This is a genomic window from Actinoalloteichus spitiensis RMV-1378, assembly GCF_000239155.1.
GTDB classification, from domain to species: domain Bacteria; phylum Actinomycetota; class Actinomycetes; order Mycobacteriales; family Pseudonocardiaceae; genus Actinoalloteichus_B; species Actinoalloteichus_B spitiensis.
On record NZ_AGVX02000364.1, the window covers coordinates 1 to 14,895 of the forward strand.

Sequence of the window (14,895 nt, forward strand, 5' to 3'; positions counted from 1 at the left end):
CGGCCAGCCGGCAGGCGGAGGCGGCCCCGGCGATACCGCCCCCGACGACCACCACGTCGGTGTGGTCAGCGTTCATGTCCCCACCCCTCCCAGAAGGTGCGTTTCCTGGCCGGGTACCGGTCGGCCGGCCGGAAGTCGGTTCCCCGGGTGTAGGCGACGGGGATCAGGCAGATCTGGCTCACGCCGGCGGGGATGCCGAGCAGCTCCGCCACCTGGCGTTCGTAGGGCAGGTGGGTGCAGGTGATCGTGCTGCCCAGTCCCCTGCTGCGCAGGGCGAGCTGGAAGGACCAGATCGCCGGGAAGATGGAGCCGTAGTAGGTGCTGGCCCGCAGGGGCCCGAGCCGCACGGAGTGGCCGGGGTCGTCCGCGGGTTTGTGGGCGATGCGCCTGGCCCACTCGGCGTCGACGGCGGCGATGTCGGGGGGCGGCCCGAGCACGCAGGGCAGCACCAGGACCGGTATCCGCGCCAGGGTGGTGGCCAGGGTGCGGGCCGAGGCGTTGTTGCGCCGGGCCTGCGGGTCGTTGCGGCGGCGGCCGGCCTTGGTCCATGCCTCGTCGCGCTGGAACTCCCACGCCGGTTCGATGAGGGTGGCCAGCCGCTGTTTGACCGACGGGTCGGTGAGGACGAGCCACCGCCAGTTCTGGTGGTTGTTCGCCGTCGGCGCCTGCACCGCGACCTGGAGCGCCTCCTCGACGACTTCCGGGGGCACCGGCCGGTCGAGGTCGAGCCGGCGGCGCACCGACCGCGTCGTGGTGAGCAGCCGGTCGGTTTCGGCGACGTCGAACGGCGGCGGGTCGGCCGACATCACGGCGCGCCCAGCAGGACCGAGCCCCGGACCGAGCCGGGGGCGGCGGTCAGGGCGAGCGCCCTGGTCAGCGGTTCGGCGAGCTTCGGGGTGGACAGGTAGGAGCCGGTGCCACCGGCGACCGGATCCGTCAGGTCGGTCAGCGCCGGGGCCACGCCTTCCCGCAGGGCGAGGGCGGCCAGGGCGATGGCCAGCGCCCCCGACGCGGCCTGGCAGTCACCGGTGAGGGCGGCGCCGCTGGTGAGCGGTCCGCCGGGCAGTGCGGCGAGCACGGCTTCGGCCTCGGCGGTGTCGTGGGGGCCGCCGGTGCCGGCGCCGACGACGAGGCCGACGTCGGCGGGGTCGAGGGTGGCGAGGCTGCGGCGGACCAGGTCGGCCTCGTCGGTGCCGGTGGAGCTGGCGTGGCCGCCGCCCAGCACCCGGGCGTAGGGGCGTCCGCCCCGGGCGGCGCAGTGCGCGGCGGACTCGACGATCAGGGCGACGGCGGCCGATCCGGACGCGGTGGCGGGGCGGGCCCGGTCGTAGGGGCGGGCGGTGGTGGTGTCGCCCCCCGTGGACTCGTCGGCGGCGACGACCACCACGACCTCGGCCTTGCCGGTGCGGATGGTCTCCACGGCGCAGTCCAGGGCGAGGGACGCCGAGGCGCCGCCGGTGCAGAGGGTGGTGGTGGGGCCACGCAGGCCCAGGGTTTGGCAGACGGCGCCGCCGGTGGCGTTGAGCACGACGTTGGAGAAGCTGAGGACGGCGGGTTTGGTCGGGTTGGCGGCGACGCTCTCGTCGAACCCGTCGGTGCTCTCCACCGAGCCGGCCGCGGTGGCGAACATGACGCCCACGTTCTCCAGCGCGGCCCTGCCCAGTTTCAGTCCGGCGTCCTCCCAGGCCAGGCGGGAGGCGGCGATGGCCATCCTGGACAGGCGGTTCATGTGCCGCCACAGGGTGCGGGGCGCGTAGGTGCGGCTGGTGAGGTCGGGGGCGGTGCCGACGCCGCGCCGGCCGGCGGCGAGGGCCTCGGTCAGGTCGGAGACGCCGGTGGCCAGGCCGGTGACCGGGCCGAGGCCGGTGACGACCACGTCGACCGGGGCGAGGGGTTCGTGGTCGCGGGGCTGCCCTGGGCTGGTGAGGACCAGCGAGACGTTGTTCCCGCCGAAGGCGTAGTTGTTGGACACCACCGTGTTGATGGGCAGTGTCCTGGCCTCGTTGGGGACGAAGTCCAGGTCGGTGGGGGCGGTGTCCTCGTCCCCGGCGAAGCCGATGGTGGGGGGCGCGGTGTCGTGCCGCAGCGCCAGGACGCTGGCCACCGCCTCGACGGCGCCGGCGGCGCCGAGGGTGTGGCCGAGGAAGGACTTGATGCTGCTGGTGGGCACCTGTCCGGCTCGGTCGCCGAACACGGTGCGCATGACCTTGATCTCCATCGCGTCGTTGGCCGGGGTGCCGGTGCCGTGGCCGCTGACGTAGTCGACCCGCTCGGCGGTGAGACCGGCGTCGGCGAGGGCTCGCCGCACGGCGCTGACCCCGCCCCGGCCGGTGGGGTCGGGTGCGGTGGCGTGGTAGGCGTCGGCGGACAGGCCGTAGCCGGCGACCTCGGCCAAGGGGGTGGCGCCACGGGCCAGGGCGAGGTCGAGGGGTTCGACCAGCAGGAACGCCGCGCCCTCCCCCAGGTTCAGCCCGAGGGAGCGGCTGTAGGGGCGGCAGGGTCCGACGCTGAGCGCCTGGAGGCCGGCGAATCCGGCGTAGGTGCCGAACAGCAGGGGGTCGGCGCCGCCGGCGAGGACGAGGTCGGCCTCACCGGTGAGGATCTTGTCCTTGGCCAGTCCCACCGCGTTGCCGCCAGCGGCGCAGGCCGTGGAGACCAGGATGCGGGGGCCGTGGGCGCCCAACCGCTGGGCGACGACGTCGCCGGTGTGGTGCATGGGCTGGTATCGGCCGCCGGCGTCCGGGGTGGCCTGGCACTTGCCGAGGACGAGGCCGAAGCGGTCGGCGGGGACACCGCCGGCCGCGAGCCCGCCCTGGCGGAGGGCTTGGCGGGCCGCGACCAGGGCGAGCTGGGCGGTGCGGTCCAGGCCGGCGTCCTCGGCGGGCAGCTGGCCGCTGATCCACTGGTCGGGGACCTGCCCGGCGTGCCGGGCGTCGAACGCCCCGTACGCCTCGTCCTCGACCGGGGTGAGGCCACCCTGCCCGGTCGTCAGCCGCAGCCAGAACTCGTCCGGGTCGCGGCCGATCGCGCAGATGACTCCCAGGCCGGTGATGACGACCGGTCGCAGCGCCATGAATGTTCCTCCTCGGGCGAACCCGCGATCAGACGATCGGGATGCTCCAGCTCTTGGGGGTGACGTAGGGGCTGGTCAACGTGGTGACCTCCTCGTCGCCGACGGTCAGGCGCAGCCCGGCGGCGGCGAACTCCCCCTCGACCCTGGCCAGGCCGAGCGTGGCCCCCAGACCGACGCTGCGGACGGCGTGGACGACGACCCCGATGTCCTCTCCGGCGGCCAACACGCGGGTGCCGGGTTCCGGGACGGCGTCACCGCCCCGGAACCCGACGGTGCGCACCGGGTTGTCCCGGGCGAACGCGGCGAGCACGGCGTCGCGGCCGACGAACGCGTCCTTGGTGATGTCGACCAGCCAGTTCGCGCCGAGTTCGACGACGGTGGCGTCCTCGGCCGCCTCCAGGCGGAACACCGGCTGCCGGACCTCCAACATGGCCTGTTCCAGCACCTCCTGGCCGGCCGGCACGGCCTGTTCGGCGGCCTGCTTCCACAGCCGCTCGGCCGCCTCGCGGGGCACGATGACCTTGTAGCCGTACTCGCCGGTGACGCCGGTGCGGCCGAAGATGACGTCGACCCCGTCCCACTGGGTGTCCACCACGGACTCCAGGGGGAGCGCGGCGAGCTCGCCGTCGATGAGGCGGCCCACGACGCCCCACGAGTAGGGGCCCTCCAGCCCGAGGAGGGTCAGCTCGGCACTGCGGTCGGTGAGCACGACGCCCTCGGTGTTCTGCTCGGTCAGGTGGGCCAGCAGGGTCGCCCCGCCGCCGGTGGAGCTCTCCAGCAGCACCCCGTTCTCCCGGCCCCACACCACGACCTGGTCGACGACGTGGCCGGCCTCGTCGAGGACGAGGCTGGTCATGCAGCGTTCCGCTGTCAGGTACTCGACGTCGCGGGCCAGCACCCGCTGGAGGAAGTCGGTGGCGGCGGCGCCGGTGACCTCGATGAGCCGGGACCCGCCGAGGTCGAGCAGGGCGGCGCGTTCGCGCAGGGCCTCGTACTCGGTCTCGGGGGTGGAGAACCGCAGCGGCACGGTGGCCTCGCCGACGACGCCGTGAACGGTCCCCTCGGGATGCGCGGTGGTGAGCGCGGATTCCATTTCTCAGGCCTTTCTCAACGGGTTGCCCGCCGCCGGGTCGGTGATGGTGATCACGCCCTCGGCGGCGATCTGGTCGTCGACGCGTGCGGTCACGCGGTACTCGCCGATGCCCCTGGCGCCGGCGGTGCGTTCCGCGGTGAGCACGAGCCGGTCGCCCGGGACGATCCGCCGGCGGAAGCGCATCGACCGGACACCGGTCAGGTAGCTGATCTCGCTGGCGCCGGCCAGGGCGAACACCACCCCGGACAGCTGCGCCAGCGCCTCGATGACCACGACGCCCGGCAGGACCGCCTCGGTCGGGAAGTGCCCCTGGAACCAGAGCTCGGTGGCGGTGACGTTCTTCACCGCCGTGCCCCGCACGCCGGGTTCGACGGAGTCGACCCGGTCGAGCATCAGCATCGGCCACCGGTGCGGGATGAGGTCGCGGATCTGGTCGTTGCTCAGCGGCGCGGTGACCGCCGGCCGGTCGACGGTGGTCACGCGTTGCTCGTGGGGTCGGCCCCGGCCAGTTCGGGGCGCACCGAGTTCGCCAGTCGGGAGACCGACCCGAACACGGCCATGTCGCTGTCGTAGAGGGCGACGCCGAACTCGGCCTCGATGGCCACGTACAGCTCCAGCACGTCGAGGCTGTCCAGTTCGAGGCCCCGGCCGAACAGCGGCTGGTCGTCGGTGATCCAGGCCGGTTCGATCGGCAGGTCGAGCCGCGACACGATCATCTTCTTGATGGCCTCGCAGGTGCGCTGGCGTTCGGCGGCGGTGGCCCGCAGCTCCTCGATGGTGGTCATGTGTTCTCCTCGCGGCGGTTCTGGTCAGCGGTCAGCCGAGGCCGCCGCCGTCGGCGACGAGCACGGCGCCGGTGACGTAGGACGCGTTCTCCGAGGCCAGGAAGGTGACCAGGCGGGCGATCTCCTCCGGTCGCCCCATCCGGCCGAGCCGGATCCTGTCCTCGTACTTCTTGCGGGTCGGCGGGGGCAGCACCTTGGTCATGTCGGTGGCGACGAAGCCGGGGGCGACGCAGTTGGCACGGATGTTGTGCGGGGCGGCCTCGTAGGCCAGGGCCTTGGTGAAGGCGATGATGGCGCCCTTGGAGGCCACGTAGTTGGTCTGGCCGGGGAAGCCGCCGTCGAGTCCGCTGGAGGAGGAGACGGCCACGATCGCCCCGGCCCTGCGGTGCTGCATGATGCGCATCGCCTCCCGGCAGGCCAGGAAGGTGCCGGTCATGTTGACGCCCATCGGCTCCTGGAACTGGTCCAGGCTCATCGCGACCAGGTGCCGGTCCCGGGTGACGCCGGCGTTGGTGACGAGCACGTCGAGCCGTTGGTGGTCGGAGCGGACCCGGGCGAACAGCGCACGGACCGACGCCTCGTCGGTGACGTCGGCCTGGACGGCGGTGGCGCTGCCGCCGCCCTCCTCGATCTCGGCGACGACGGCCTCCGCGTCCTGCTGCGAGCGGGCGTAGTTGACCAGGACGTGGGCGCCCTCCCTGGCGAGGTCGACGGACACCGCGCGACCGATGCCGCGCGAGCCACCGGTCACCAGCGCCACTGTGCCTTCGGGGAAGAGCATCCTCGTCTCCAACGATCTCGGACGGACGGACGACGGGAACGGCGGTGGACGCGCCACCGCCCGGGTCCGGTGGTGACCGGGAGCCGCCGTCGTGGTGGGTGGTCGGCGGGCCGTCGCCGCGGTGGGCCGCGGGGACGGCGTCAGGACGACGTCCCCGCCGTGCCGGCGGGTCCGCCGCGCCGCCGTGGTGCGGCCGGTCCCGACCGCTCACGCCCACCCGTCGTCCTCGTTCGGTCCACAAGCTACGGCGCGGCGTTATCAGCGCCGTATCACGGCGATTTCCCCGCGTTGACCGGGCCGGACCGATGGGCGAGTGTGGCCGGCATGCAGGACATCGAGGTCGAGGTGCTGATCGTCGGCGGAGGGCCCGTGGGGCTGGCCGCGTCGGTGGAGCTGTCGCGGCACGGCGTGCGGTCGCTGCTGGTCGAACGGCACGAGGGGACCTCGATCTTCCCGAAGGCCCGGCTGCTGTCCACCAGGACGATGGAGCTGGTGCGCGCCTGGGGTGTCGAGGACGAGGTGGAGCGGGTGGGCCTGCCCCGGGCGGACAGCCTCGCGCTCGGGATCGGGAGTTCGCTGACGGCGCCGGACTTCCGGCGGGAGGCGGTGCCGCTGGGCGAGGACGTCCCGCAGAGCCCGACCTACACCTACCTGTGCGCGCAGGACCGGTTCGAGGTGGTGCTGCGGCGGCTGGCCGAGTCCCAGCCGGGTGGTGCGGTGCGCTTCGCCACGACGATGACCGGGTTCGAGGACACCGGCTCCGGGATCACGGCGGTGATCGAGTCCGAGGAGGGGCGGCGGCGGGTCACCGCCCGCTACCTCGTCGCCGCCGACGGGGCCCGCAGTGGCGTCCGCGAGTCGCTGGGCATCGGGGTGGACGGCCCTCCCCCGTTGTCGCACATGGTCAGCATCATGTTCGACGCCGACCTCGGGGACGTCCTCGGGGACCGGATCAGCGGGCTGTTCTTCGTGCGGGGGGAGGTGGCCTGTGCGGTGGAGGCCGTCGACAACCAGCGGCGGTGGATGATCCAGGCGGGTTACGACCCGAGCCTGCCGGAGGACGCCGACGACTTCACCAGCGCCGAGGACTTCACCGAGGAGGTGTCGCTGGCGGTGGTGCGGGCGGCGGTGGGGGTCCCGGACCTGCCCGTGGAGCTCGTGGGGATCATGCCCTGGACGCAGCAGGCCGTGGTAGCCCGCGAGTTCCGCCGGGGCCGGGTGTTCCTGGTGGGGGACGCGGCGCACGTGGCGACCCCGCAGGGCGGGTTCGGGATGAACTGCGGCCTGCAGGACGTGGGGAACCTGTGCTGGAAGCTCGCGGCGGTGCTGCGGGGCCAGGCGGGCCCTGGCCTGTTGGACACCTACGAGGTGGAGCGGCGGCCGGTGGCGGAGTGGACGGTCGGCGAGAGCCTGGCCAACGCGTTGATCACCGCGCGGATGATGGAGGGCGAGCTGTCGATGCGGGAGGCCGGTGACCAGCAGGCCGACCGTCGCCGGTCGGAGGGGCTGGTCCTGGGCTACCGGTACGAGTCGGCGGCCGTGGTGCCCGACGGCAGCCCGCTGGTGGAGCCGGAGGACCCGTACCGCACCTACCTACCGACGGCCCGACCCGGTCATCGGGCCCCGCACGTGTGGTTGGACGGCCCGGACGGTCGGGTGTCCACCCTGGACGTGCTGGGACGGGGGTTCACCCTGTTGACGCCCGAGGGCAGCGGGTGGGCCGATGTGGCCAGGGCGGCGGTGACGACGACCGGGGTACCGCTCACCGTGGTGGAGGTGGGCGTCGACGGCGCGGCGGTGTTCTCCAGCCCCGGGTGGGCCGAGGCGTACGGGGTGGGCCCGGCCGGGGCGGTGCTGGTCCGGCCCGACGGGCACGTCGCCTGGCGCCGGGCGGCGGGGGGCCCTGACCACGACCTGCTGGTCGAGGTGGTGGCTTCGGTGCTGGCCACGGGGTGACCCCGGTCGGCCGGCCTGGTCCCGGTCCCACCTCTCGGAGTCCGGCGGCGGGCGGGGCGTGGGCCGTCCCCGCGAGCCGCCCGGGACCGGGACCGGGACCGGGGACGGGGACGACGTCCTCCGCGATGTCCCGAACCGCCAGCGGCACCGGCTTTCCGGATCCCGGGGGCGCGTGCGGCTCCCCCTCCCCCGCGCCGTCCCCGCCCGGTGTCGGGTGGTGCCGCGTGCCGGCGGCCACGTCCCCCTCAGGCGCAGGTGGGAGCCGTCTCCCGCTCCTCCCGGTCGAGGCGGAACCCGCGCACGTCCGGGGGACGGGCGGTCATCCTCGACGCCGACAGCGTCGCCGCCAGGTCCCCGAGGGTGCGGTAGGGCTGGGAGGACAGGCGGGCCGCGGCCATCCGCAGGGGGAGCGGCAGCCCGTTGGAAATCACCGCGATCCGCGCGACGGCCTGCGGTTCGGCGGCCACCGGGGCGCTACCCACCAGGGCGACGAGCAGCTCGCGGAGCTCGTCGTCGGCCAACGGCCGGACGAACTGCCGGTGGGCGCCCTGCAACGCCACCAGCTCGTCGAGCGGGTCACGGCTGGTGACCAGTACCCGGCAGGCGGCGCCGCCGGGGAGCAACGGCAGCACCTGGCTGGCGTCGCCGGCGTCGTCGAGGACGACGAGCAGCCGGCGGCGGGCGGTGGCGCTGCGGAAGAGCGCGACCTTCTCGGTGGGGTCGGCGGGTACCGCGCGCGTCGGGACCCCGAGTCCCCGCAGGAACCGGTCCAGGACGGTGGAGGGGTCCACCGGCTCGCCGGGCGCCGAGCCGCGGAGGTCGGCGAACAGCTGCCCGTCGGGGAAGGACCCGATGCGCTGGTGCGCCCACCGCAGGGCCAGCGCGGTCTTCCCGACCCCACCTCGACCGGTCAACACGGAGGTGGTGGCCCCGGCCTGCTCCGGTGGAGGTTCCGCCGAGGTGGGGGGGCGCACCATCAGGTCCAGCGCCAGGACCTGTTCGGTGCGGCCGGCGAAGGGCAGCGGCTGCGGCGGTAGCTGGGAGGGCACCTCCACCCCGGGCTGGCGGGGTGGAGACGGGTCGGCGGGGGTCAGCAGTCCGGGGGCGTCGCGCAGCATCCGCTCGTGCAGCCGGCGCAGCTCCGGCCCCGGTTCCAGTCCCAGCTGCTCCACCAGCTGGCGGCGGGTGTCCTGGTAGACCCGCAGCGCCTCCGCACGACGCCCCGCCCGGTACAGGGCCGTCATCAGCTGGCCGGTGGTGCGCTCCCGCAGGGGGTGTTCGGCGGCGATGGCGGTGAGGTCCCCGATCACCTCGTGGTGGTTGCCCAGGTCGAGTTCCAGGTCGACCCGTGCCTCGGTGGTCTCCAGCCAGGCCGCGGCCAGCCGGTCGGCCTCGCACCGCATGCCGGGTGTGCCGTCGAACGGGGTGCCCCGGAACAGGGCGAGGGCGTCCCGCAGCCGTTGCAGGGCCCCGCCCTTGTCTACTCCGGACAGCCGCCGGGCGGTGGCGACGAGGTCGGTGAACCGCAGCCAGTCCACCGACGACCGGTCCACGCGCAGCTGGTACCCAGGGCTGGCGGTGACGATGAGCCGGTTCTCCTCGTCGCCGGCGCGGTCGTCGAGGGCACGGCGCAGCCGGGAGACGCAGATCGCGATCTGGCCGCGGGCGCTGCGCGGCGGTGCCCCCGCCCAGACGGCGTCGATCAGCCGGTCGACGCTGACGACGCGGTTGGCGTCCAGGGCGAGCATGGACAGCACGACGCGGTCCCGGGCCCCGGGCACGCGGACGGGACGACCGCCACGGAGCACCCGCAGCGGCCCCATGATCCGGAACTCGGGTGTGTCCATCACCGGCTCCGGGTCAGGTACTTCTCGAGTTCGCCGGCGGCGCGGGCGGTGCCGCCGGCCGCGTGGACGTGGCCGCGCATCCGCTCGGCGGCGGCCCGCACCGCGTCGTCCTCGATGACGGTGCGCACCGCCGCCACCAGCCGTTCCGCCGTGACCTCGGCGGGGTCCATCGTCACGCCCAGTCCGAGTTCGGCGATCCGGCGGGCGGTGACGGCGTCGATCGCGGAGGTGGGGATGACGACCATGGGCCGACCGGCGTGCAGGGACTCCATCACCGTGCCCATCCCGCCGTGGGTGACTGCGGCCGAGGCGTGGGCCAGCACGGCCACGTGCGGCACCCACCGGTGGACCTCGACGTTGGATGGCAGTTCACCCAGCTCGGCCGGGTCGAGGCCGTCGGCCACGGTCATCACGGCGTGGAACGGGGCGCCGGTGAAGGCCCGCACGCAGGTGCGGAAGAAGTCGGGGTGTTCGTTGAACACCGCCCCGAAGGACACCAGGGCGACGGGCAGGCCGCTGCCCGGCGGTTCCCAACTGCCGAGGAACCCCCGGTCGCCGACACAGGGGCCGACGAAGGCGAACCGCTCGTCGAAGCTGTCGCCCGCGTACTGGAACTCACGCGGGATGTTCACGAGGCTGAAGTCGGGGATCTCCCACCACAGTTCCTGCGGCGGTGCGTCGACGCCGTGCCGGGCGGCGAGCGCGGCGATGTTGGCGAGCATGTCGTGCACCCATCCGGGCAGTGCCCCCTCCGCGCCGTCGGGGTTGAACATGGCGTTGAGGTAGGAGAAGCTCTCGTTCGACGCGAACATCGGGATGAGCTGGGCTGCGGGCACTCCCCACTTGCGGGCGAGGATGCGGCCGGCGTGCAGGATGGAGGTGTCGTAGACGATCAGGTCGGGGCGGTCCTCGCCCAACTCGGCCTCGGCCGCGTCGAGCATCCTGGCGCTCTCGTCGAGCAGCAGCGACAGCAGGTACCAGGGGTCGCGGGCGACGGAGTGGAAGTCGGCCTGCTTGTAACGGGAGTCGTAGCGGATGGTCGTCGCCCCGGCGTTGCTGGTGAGTTCGGCCATGCTCTCCGCGGTGAGGTAGCTGACGCGGTGCCCCCTGCCCGCCAGTTCCGCCACCACCGCCAGATTGGGAATCACGTGACCGTGGTCGGGGTGGCACAGGAAGAGAATGTGGTGCGGCATGACGTCGGCCCCGTTCCTCTCGAGTGCGGAAAACAGGTCTGGTCCGGCCGGTTCCGCGTTCCACCGCCGGGGTGCGCGTTTCCGTTTCCCGGTTGGATCGCGAATTTCCTCATGGTGTCTCCGGGCGGGTGCCAGGCACGCTAACCCGAGGTGGATCACGCTGCCCACCCCTACCGCGCCCCTAATGTCCGTCCGCCGGTGGTGCTCTTCCCTCCCGGGCTGCGGGGCGGGGTGTTCCCGCCCCGACCGGGACCGACGCCGCCAGCGGCCGCTGTCGGCACCTCGGGTTCCGGGGTGGCGTCACCAGGGTGTTCCCACCGGTCGTCGGTAGCCGGGACCGGCCGAGGCGTGCCTCCCGGCTGGGCCGGGGCTAGGGGTTGCCCGGCTCCCGAACGGCTGCCTAGCCTGGGCGGAATTGTTGGGGAAAGGGCGACGATGACCACTCGCGTGTGGGATTACCTACCGGAATACGACAACGAGAGGGAGGACATTCTCGACGCCGTCGAGACCGTGTTCCGTTCCGGGCAGCTCGTTCTCGGGAAGAGCGTGCTCGGATTCGAACGGGAGTTCGCCGCGTACCACGGTGTGGGGCACTGCGTCGGCCTGGACAACGGGACGAACGCCGTGAAGCTGGGGCTCCAGGCGCTGGGGGTCGGGCCGGGCGACGAGGTGATCACCGTGTCCAACACGGCCGCGCCCACCGTCGTGGCCATCGACGCCGTCGGCGCGACCCCCGTGTTCGTGGACGTGGACCCCGACACCTACCTGATGGACACCGACCAGGTCGCTGCCGCGATCACCGGCCGCACGCGGTGCCTGCTCCCGGTGCACCTGTACGGCCAGTGCGTCGACATGGCCCCCCTGGAGCGGCTGGCCGCCGAGCACGGCCTGCTGGTGTTGGAGGACTGCGCGCAGGCGCACGGCGCCCGCCACCACGGCCGGGTGGCGGGGTCGATGGGTGACGCGGCGGCGTTCTCGTTCTACCCGACGAAGGTGCTGGGCGCCTACGGGGACGGCGGGGCGACGATCACCCCCGGCGAGGAGGTGGCGCGTCGACTGCGCCGGCTGCGGTACTACGGCATGGAGGAGACCTACTACGTCGTCGAGACCCCCGGGCACAACAGCCGGCTCGACGAGGTGCAGGCCGAGATCCTGCGGCGCCGCCTGACGCGGCTGGACTCCTACGTGGCGGGTAGGAGGGCGGTGGCCGACCGCTACGCCGAGGCCCTCGCCGACACCGACCTGGTGCTGCCCCGGGTGGCCGAGGGCAACGACCACGTCTACTACGTGTACGTGGTGCGCCACCCCGCGCGCGACGAGATCCTGGCCGCGCTGCGCGAACACGACATCCAGCTGAACATCAGCTACCCGTGGCCGGTGCACACCATGACCGGGTTCGCGCACCTGGGCTACGGGACCGGTCAGCTCCCGGTGACCGAGCGGGTCGCCGAGGAGATCTTCTCGCTGCCGATGTACCCGTCGCTGCCGAGGGCGGTGCAGGACAGGGTGATCGAGGTGCTGCGGGACGTGCTGCGCCGGGTCTGACCGCGCCCCGGCCGTCTCAGCTGCGCTCGCCGCCGGTGCCTCCCGCGCCGGCGGCGAGGCTGTGCAGGCAGATCACCAGGCTGCGGGCCTGCACGTTGAGGTAGAAGCTGTGCCGCAGCAACTCCCCGAGCTGGCGCAGGGTCAGCCACCGGTAGTCGGGGAGGTCGACCTCGATGTCGGTCTCCACGACCAGGTACCGGTTGCGCGCGCCGTGGAACCGCCCGCCCTCCTCCGAGAGCACGGCGTCGAAGCGCATCCGCTCCGGCGGGGCGGTGAGGACCTCGTCGAGCAGGGGTGGGCGCGCCTGGGCGGGCAGGTGCTCGTAGTTGTCCGGCACGCACTGCACGGTGGGGGCGAGTTCGGTGACGTCGGTGTACCCGGGTTCGGTGCGGTTGTGGACGAGGACGTGGAGGACACCGTCGAACACGCGGGCCAGGAAGGCGACCACGCCGGTGCCCACGGGTTCGATCATTGGCTGGTCCCACCGGGACACCTCGCGGCCCTCCGCGTGGACCCGCACGCCCACCACGTCGAAGAACAGGCCGGTGTCGTGGCTGATCCGGCCCTCGACGCGACGCCAGTCGCGGACGGCGCGCAGCGGGCGGCGTTCGGCTCGCAGCTCGGTCGCGGTCCGCAGCTCGGTGATCCAGCTGAGCACCTCGTCGAGGCCGTGCCGGCAGGGCTGGGCCGGATCGTAGGAGCGGACGAGGGCGGCCCGGAACGGGTCGGCCGTCCTGGGGGCGAGCACGGCGGCCAGCGCGCTCCCGGAGAACGGCAGGCAGGCCAGCACCGTCCTGGCGTCCATGTTCACCAGGTCGGGCACGGACAGCAGTGCGTGCAGCTGGCCCAACGTCAGCCAGCAGAAGCCGTCCTCAGCCTGGATGTCCTCGGTCGTCTCCACGATCATGTTGCGGTTCCGCTTGCGGTAGAACCAGGCGCCCTGTTCCGACTGCCGGGTGTCGGCCAGCACGCCGCGCGGGTCGGTGTCGCGGAAGTGCCGCAGGTAGGGGACGGGCCGCCCCTGGTGCACCCGGGTGTAGTTGCTCCTGGTGGCCTGGACCGTCGGGGAGAGCTGGAGCCCGTTGTGGTTGCCCGGCTCGTGTTTGGCCTGCATCAGGCAGTGCAGGATCCCGTCGATCTCCCGCACCAGGATGCCGAGGATCCCGACCTCTGGTTGGTTGATGATGGGTTGCGACCAGCGGGGGACCGGGCCGTCGGGAAGGTGGACGTCGAGGGCCTCGACGGTGAAGAACCCGCCGGTGTGGTGGCCGATGTTGCCGGTTGCCGGGTCCTCGTGCCAGTCGGTGAGGTCGTTGAGGGGAACCCGGTGGACCGCCATGGCGCGCCGGGTCGCGGTGGCGGCGAACCACCGGTGGAACTCGGCGAGGTGGGGGAACTGCCGGCCGGGTTCCAGGGCGGACCGGGCGACGCGCAGCTGACCGGCGGGATCGGACACGTTGGCCAACGGGAACTCCTCCGGGTAGGGCTGGCGGGGCTGTCCTGGGTGTCGTCCACGGTCAACGGGAGCGGGGGACGTGGAACCCGCGTTGGACCTCCAGGCACCGCTCGTAGGTGGGGAGCAGGCCGGCTGCCCGGGCGGCGGCGGCGGTCGGCGCGGCCTGGTCCCGCGCGGACCGCGTGAAGTCGAGGTCCGGGGGCAGGGGCAGGTCGAGCTCGGGGTCCATGGCGTCGAGGGCGAGCTCGTTGGCGGCCACGTACCGCTGGGACAGCAGGTAGGCGACGACCGTGTGGTCCTCCAGTGCGACGAAGGCGTGACCCACACCCGGCGGCAGGTACACGGCCCGGAAGCTTCCCGGGTCGAGTTCGACGGTGTCGCGGGCCCCGAAGGTGGGGGAACCCAGGCGCAGGTCGACGACGATGTCCAGGGCCCGGCCCCGGGGGCAGTGCACGTACTTGGCGGTTCCCGGCGGGGCGGGGGTGTAGTGCAATCCGCGCAGCACTCCTCGGTGGGACTCGCTGGCGCTGGCCTGGGCGACGGGGAACAGCGGGTGCCCGGTGGCGGCGACGAAGGCGTCCTCCTGGAACGGGGAGACGAACACGCCCCGCTGGTCCGGATAGGACCGGGGCGCGAACTCGAAGGCTCCGGTGACGGCGAGTTCACGGGTTCTCATCAGGCGCCTCGGCAGGGGGTCGGGTTCGGCGGACTCCGTCGGGGCGGCGGCGCGACGGGACCGGGACGTGTCCGCCGCACCGGCCGGCGACGCGCCAGCCCGGGATGCCGAGGGGCCGTCGCGACCGGCGCCCGGAGACGGGCACGCGACCGGGGTCGACCGCGGCCCGGCGTCCGGTGTGGCCGGTGGCGCGTGCTCGGACGGCGTGTGGAGCACAGCATGGTGGGCCGGTTGACGCCGGGTCAACGGCTCGGGCGGGGGAGCCGGAAGGTTAGGGGCTGCCCGGCTCGGGGTGGGGCGGCGAGGGCGCCCCCTGATCGGCGGGAGGCCCGGGATTTAGGGGGTGACAGAGCACCGGGCGGCGGGTAGTGGGCGGAGTCCCGGCCGCCCGAGGTCCACCACATCCCCCGGGGTTCGGCTGGCGCACCTCCTGGCGGGACCTGTTCGCGGCCCAGGTGTCCGGTCACCGGGTCGCGCGGACCGCGAGCCG

At 73.5% G+C, this 14,895-nt stretch carries 12 protein-coding genes; 2 read left to right on the forward strand and 10 right to left on the reverse strand.

Translation table 11 applies throughout. The annotated features are described in order from the left end of the window. Positions 1–65: 65 nt before the first annotated feature. The 6 genes from ACTIDRAF_RS0216200 to fabG are packed head-to-tail and all read right to left on the reverse strand — an operon-like array spanning position 66 to position 5,732. Positions 66–806, reverse strand: a complete 741-nt coding sequence (locus tag ACTIDRAF_RS0216200; protein ID WP_016699775.1) for a nitroreductase family protein — start codon at positions 804–806, stop codon at positions 66–68. Then, positions 806–3,073 (reverse strand): beta-ketoacyl-[acyl-carrier-protein] synthase family protein, encoded by a 2,268-nt coding sequence (locus ACTIDRAF_RS0216205; RefSeq protein ID WP_016699776.1) that lies wholly within the window; start codon positions 3,071–3,073, stop codon positions 806–808. Before ACTIDRAF_RS0216205 ends, ACTIDRAF_RS0216200 begins: the two co-directional genes overlap by 1 nt. Before the next feature lie 28 nt (positions 3,074–3,101). Further along, entirely contained in the window at positions 3,102–4,166 is a 1,065-nt protein-coding gene (locus tag ACTIDRAF_RS0216210; RefSeq protein ID WP_016699777.1) for an aminomethyl transferase family protein, read from the reverse strand. A 3-nt stretch (positions 4,167–4,169) separates the two neighbouring features. After that, positions 4,170–4,646, reverse strand: coding sequence for a 3-hydroxyacyl-ACP dehydratase FabZ (gene fabZ / locus ACTIDRAF_RS0216215; protein ID WP_016699778.1), 477 nt, complete (start codon positions 4,644–4,646; stop codon positions 4,170–4,172). After that, positions 4,643–4,951, reverse strand: a complete 309-nt coding sequence (locus ACTIDRAF_RS0216220) for an acyl carrier protein (RefSeq protein ID WP_016699779.1) — start codon at positions 4,949–4,951, stop codon at positions 4,643–4,645. Before ACTIDRAF_RS0216220 ends, fabZ begins: the two co-directional genes overlap by 4 nt. A 31-nt stretch (positions 4,952–4,982) precedes the next feature. After that, positions 4,983–5,732 carry a 3-oxoacyl-ACP reductase FabG gene (gene fabG, locus ACTIDRAF_RS0216225; protein ID WP_039787671.1) on the reverse strand — a complete coding sequence of 250 codons (750 nt, stop codon included), beginning with the start codon at positions 5,730–5,732 and terminating at the stop codon, positions 4,983–4,985. Between the two features lie 324 nt (positions 5,733–6,056). Between fabG and ACTIDRAF_RS0216230 the strand changes: the two genes are divergently transcribed. Continuing rightward, positions 6,057–7,688 carry an FAD-dependent monooxygenase gene (locus tag ACTIDRAF_RS0216230; protein ID WP_016699781.1) on the forward strand — a complete coding sequence of 544 codons (1,632 nt, stop codon included), beginning with the start codon at positions 6,057–6,059 and terminating at the stop codon, positions 7,686–7,688. Positions 7,689–7,933: 245 nt separating this feature from the next. Here the strand turns inward: ACTIDRAF_RS0216230 and ACTIDRAF_RS0216235 are convergent, their stop codons facing one another. Continuing rightward, the gene (locus tag ACTIDRAF_RS0216235) at positions 7,934–9,535 is read right to left on the reverse strand and encodes an AfsR/SARP family transcriptional regulator (protein ID WP_016699782.1); all 1,602 of its coding nucleotides are present in this window, start codon (positions 9,533–9,535) and stop codon (positions 7,934–7,936) included. Further along, complete coding sequence (locus tag ACTIDRAF_RS0216240; RefSeq protein WP_016699783.1) at positions 9,535–10,728, reverse strand: macrolide family glycosyltransferase; 1,194 nt, start codon at positions 10,726–10,728, stop codon at positions 9,535–9,537. Before ACTIDRAF_RS0216240 ends, ACTIDRAF_RS0216235 begins: the two co-directional genes overlap by 1 nt. 435 nt (positions 10,729–11,163) lie before the next feature. On the opposite strand from ACTIDRAF_RS0216240, the gene ACTIDRAF_RS0216245 reads away from it, so the two are divergent. After that, on the forward strand, positions 11,164–12,273 hold the full coding sequence (locus ACTIDRAF_RS0216245) for a DegT/DnrJ/EryC1/StrS family aminotransferase (RefSeq protein WP_026066171.1): 1,110 nt from the start codon (positions 11,164–11,166) through the stop codon (positions 12,271–12,273). Positions 12,274–12,289: 16 nt separating this feature from the next. On the opposite strand, the gene ACTIDRAF_RS0216250 is transcribed toward ACTIDRAF_RS0216245, so the two are convergent. Together ACTIDRAF_RS0216250 and ACTIDRAF_RS0216255 are read right to left on the reverse strand one after the other, a co-directional pair. Continuing rightward, positions 12,290–13,738 (reverse strand): NDP-hexose 2,3-dehydratase family protein, encoded by a 1,449-nt coding sequence (locus ACTIDRAF_RS0216250; protein ID WP_016699785.1) that lies wholly within the window; start codon positions 13,736–13,738, stop codon positions 12,290–12,292. A 52-nt stretch (positions 13,739–13,790) separates the two neighbouring features. Then, positions 13,791–14,405, reverse strand: coding sequence for a dTDP-4-dehydrorhamnose 3,5-epimerase family protein (locus ACTIDRAF_RS0216255; RefSeq protein ID WP_016699786.1), 615 nt, complete (start codon positions 14,403–14,405; stop codon positions 13,791–13,793). Between the last annotated feature and the right edge of the window lie 490 nt (positions 14,406–14,895).

Bases quoted from the DNA above. Each gene is read 5' to 3' on its own strand.
- ACTIDRAF_RS0216240 (WP_016699783.1), bottom strand. From the start codon at position 10,728: ATGCCGCACCACATTCTCTTCCTGTGCCACCCCGACCACGGTCACGTG.
- ACTIDRAF_RS0216210 (WP_016699777.1), bottom strand. From the start codon at position 4,166: ATGGAATCCGCGCTCACCACCGCGCATCCCGAGGGGACCGTTCACGGC.
- ACTIDRAF_RS0216235 (WP_016699782.1), bottom strand. From the start codon at position 9,535: ATGGACACACCCGAGTTCCGGATCATGGGGCCGCTGCGGGTGCTCCGT.
- ACTIDRAF_RS0216200 (WP_016699775.1), bottom strand. From the start codon at position 806: ATGTCGGCCGACCCGCCGCCGTTCGACGTCGCCGAAACCGACCGGCTG.
- ACTIDRAF_RS0216220 (WP_016699779.1), bottom strand. From the start codon at position 4,951: ATGACCACCATCGAGGAGCTGCGGGCCACCGCCGCCGAACGCCAGCGC.
- fabG (WP_039787671.1), bottom strand. From the start codon at position 5,732: ATGCTCTTCCCCGAAGGCACAGTGGCGCTGGTGACCGGTGGCTCGCGC.
- ACTIDRAF_RS0216255 (WP_016699786.1), bottom strand. From the start codon at position 14,405: ATGAGAACCCGTGAACTCGCCGTCACCGGAGCCTTCGAGTTCGCGCCC.
- ACTIDRAF_RS0216245 (WP_026066171.1), top strand. From the start codon at position 11,164: ATGACCACTCGCGTGTGGGATTACCTACCGGAATACGACAACGAGAGG.
- ACTIDRAF_RS0216230 (WP_016699781.1), top strand. From the start codon at position 6,057: ATGCAGGACATCGAGGTCGAGGTGCTGATCGTCGGCGGAGGGCCCGTG.
- ACTIDRAF_RS0216205 (WP_016699776.1), bottom strand. From the start codon at position 3,073: ATGGCGCTGCGACCGGTCGTCATCACCGGCCTGGGAGTCATCTGCGCG.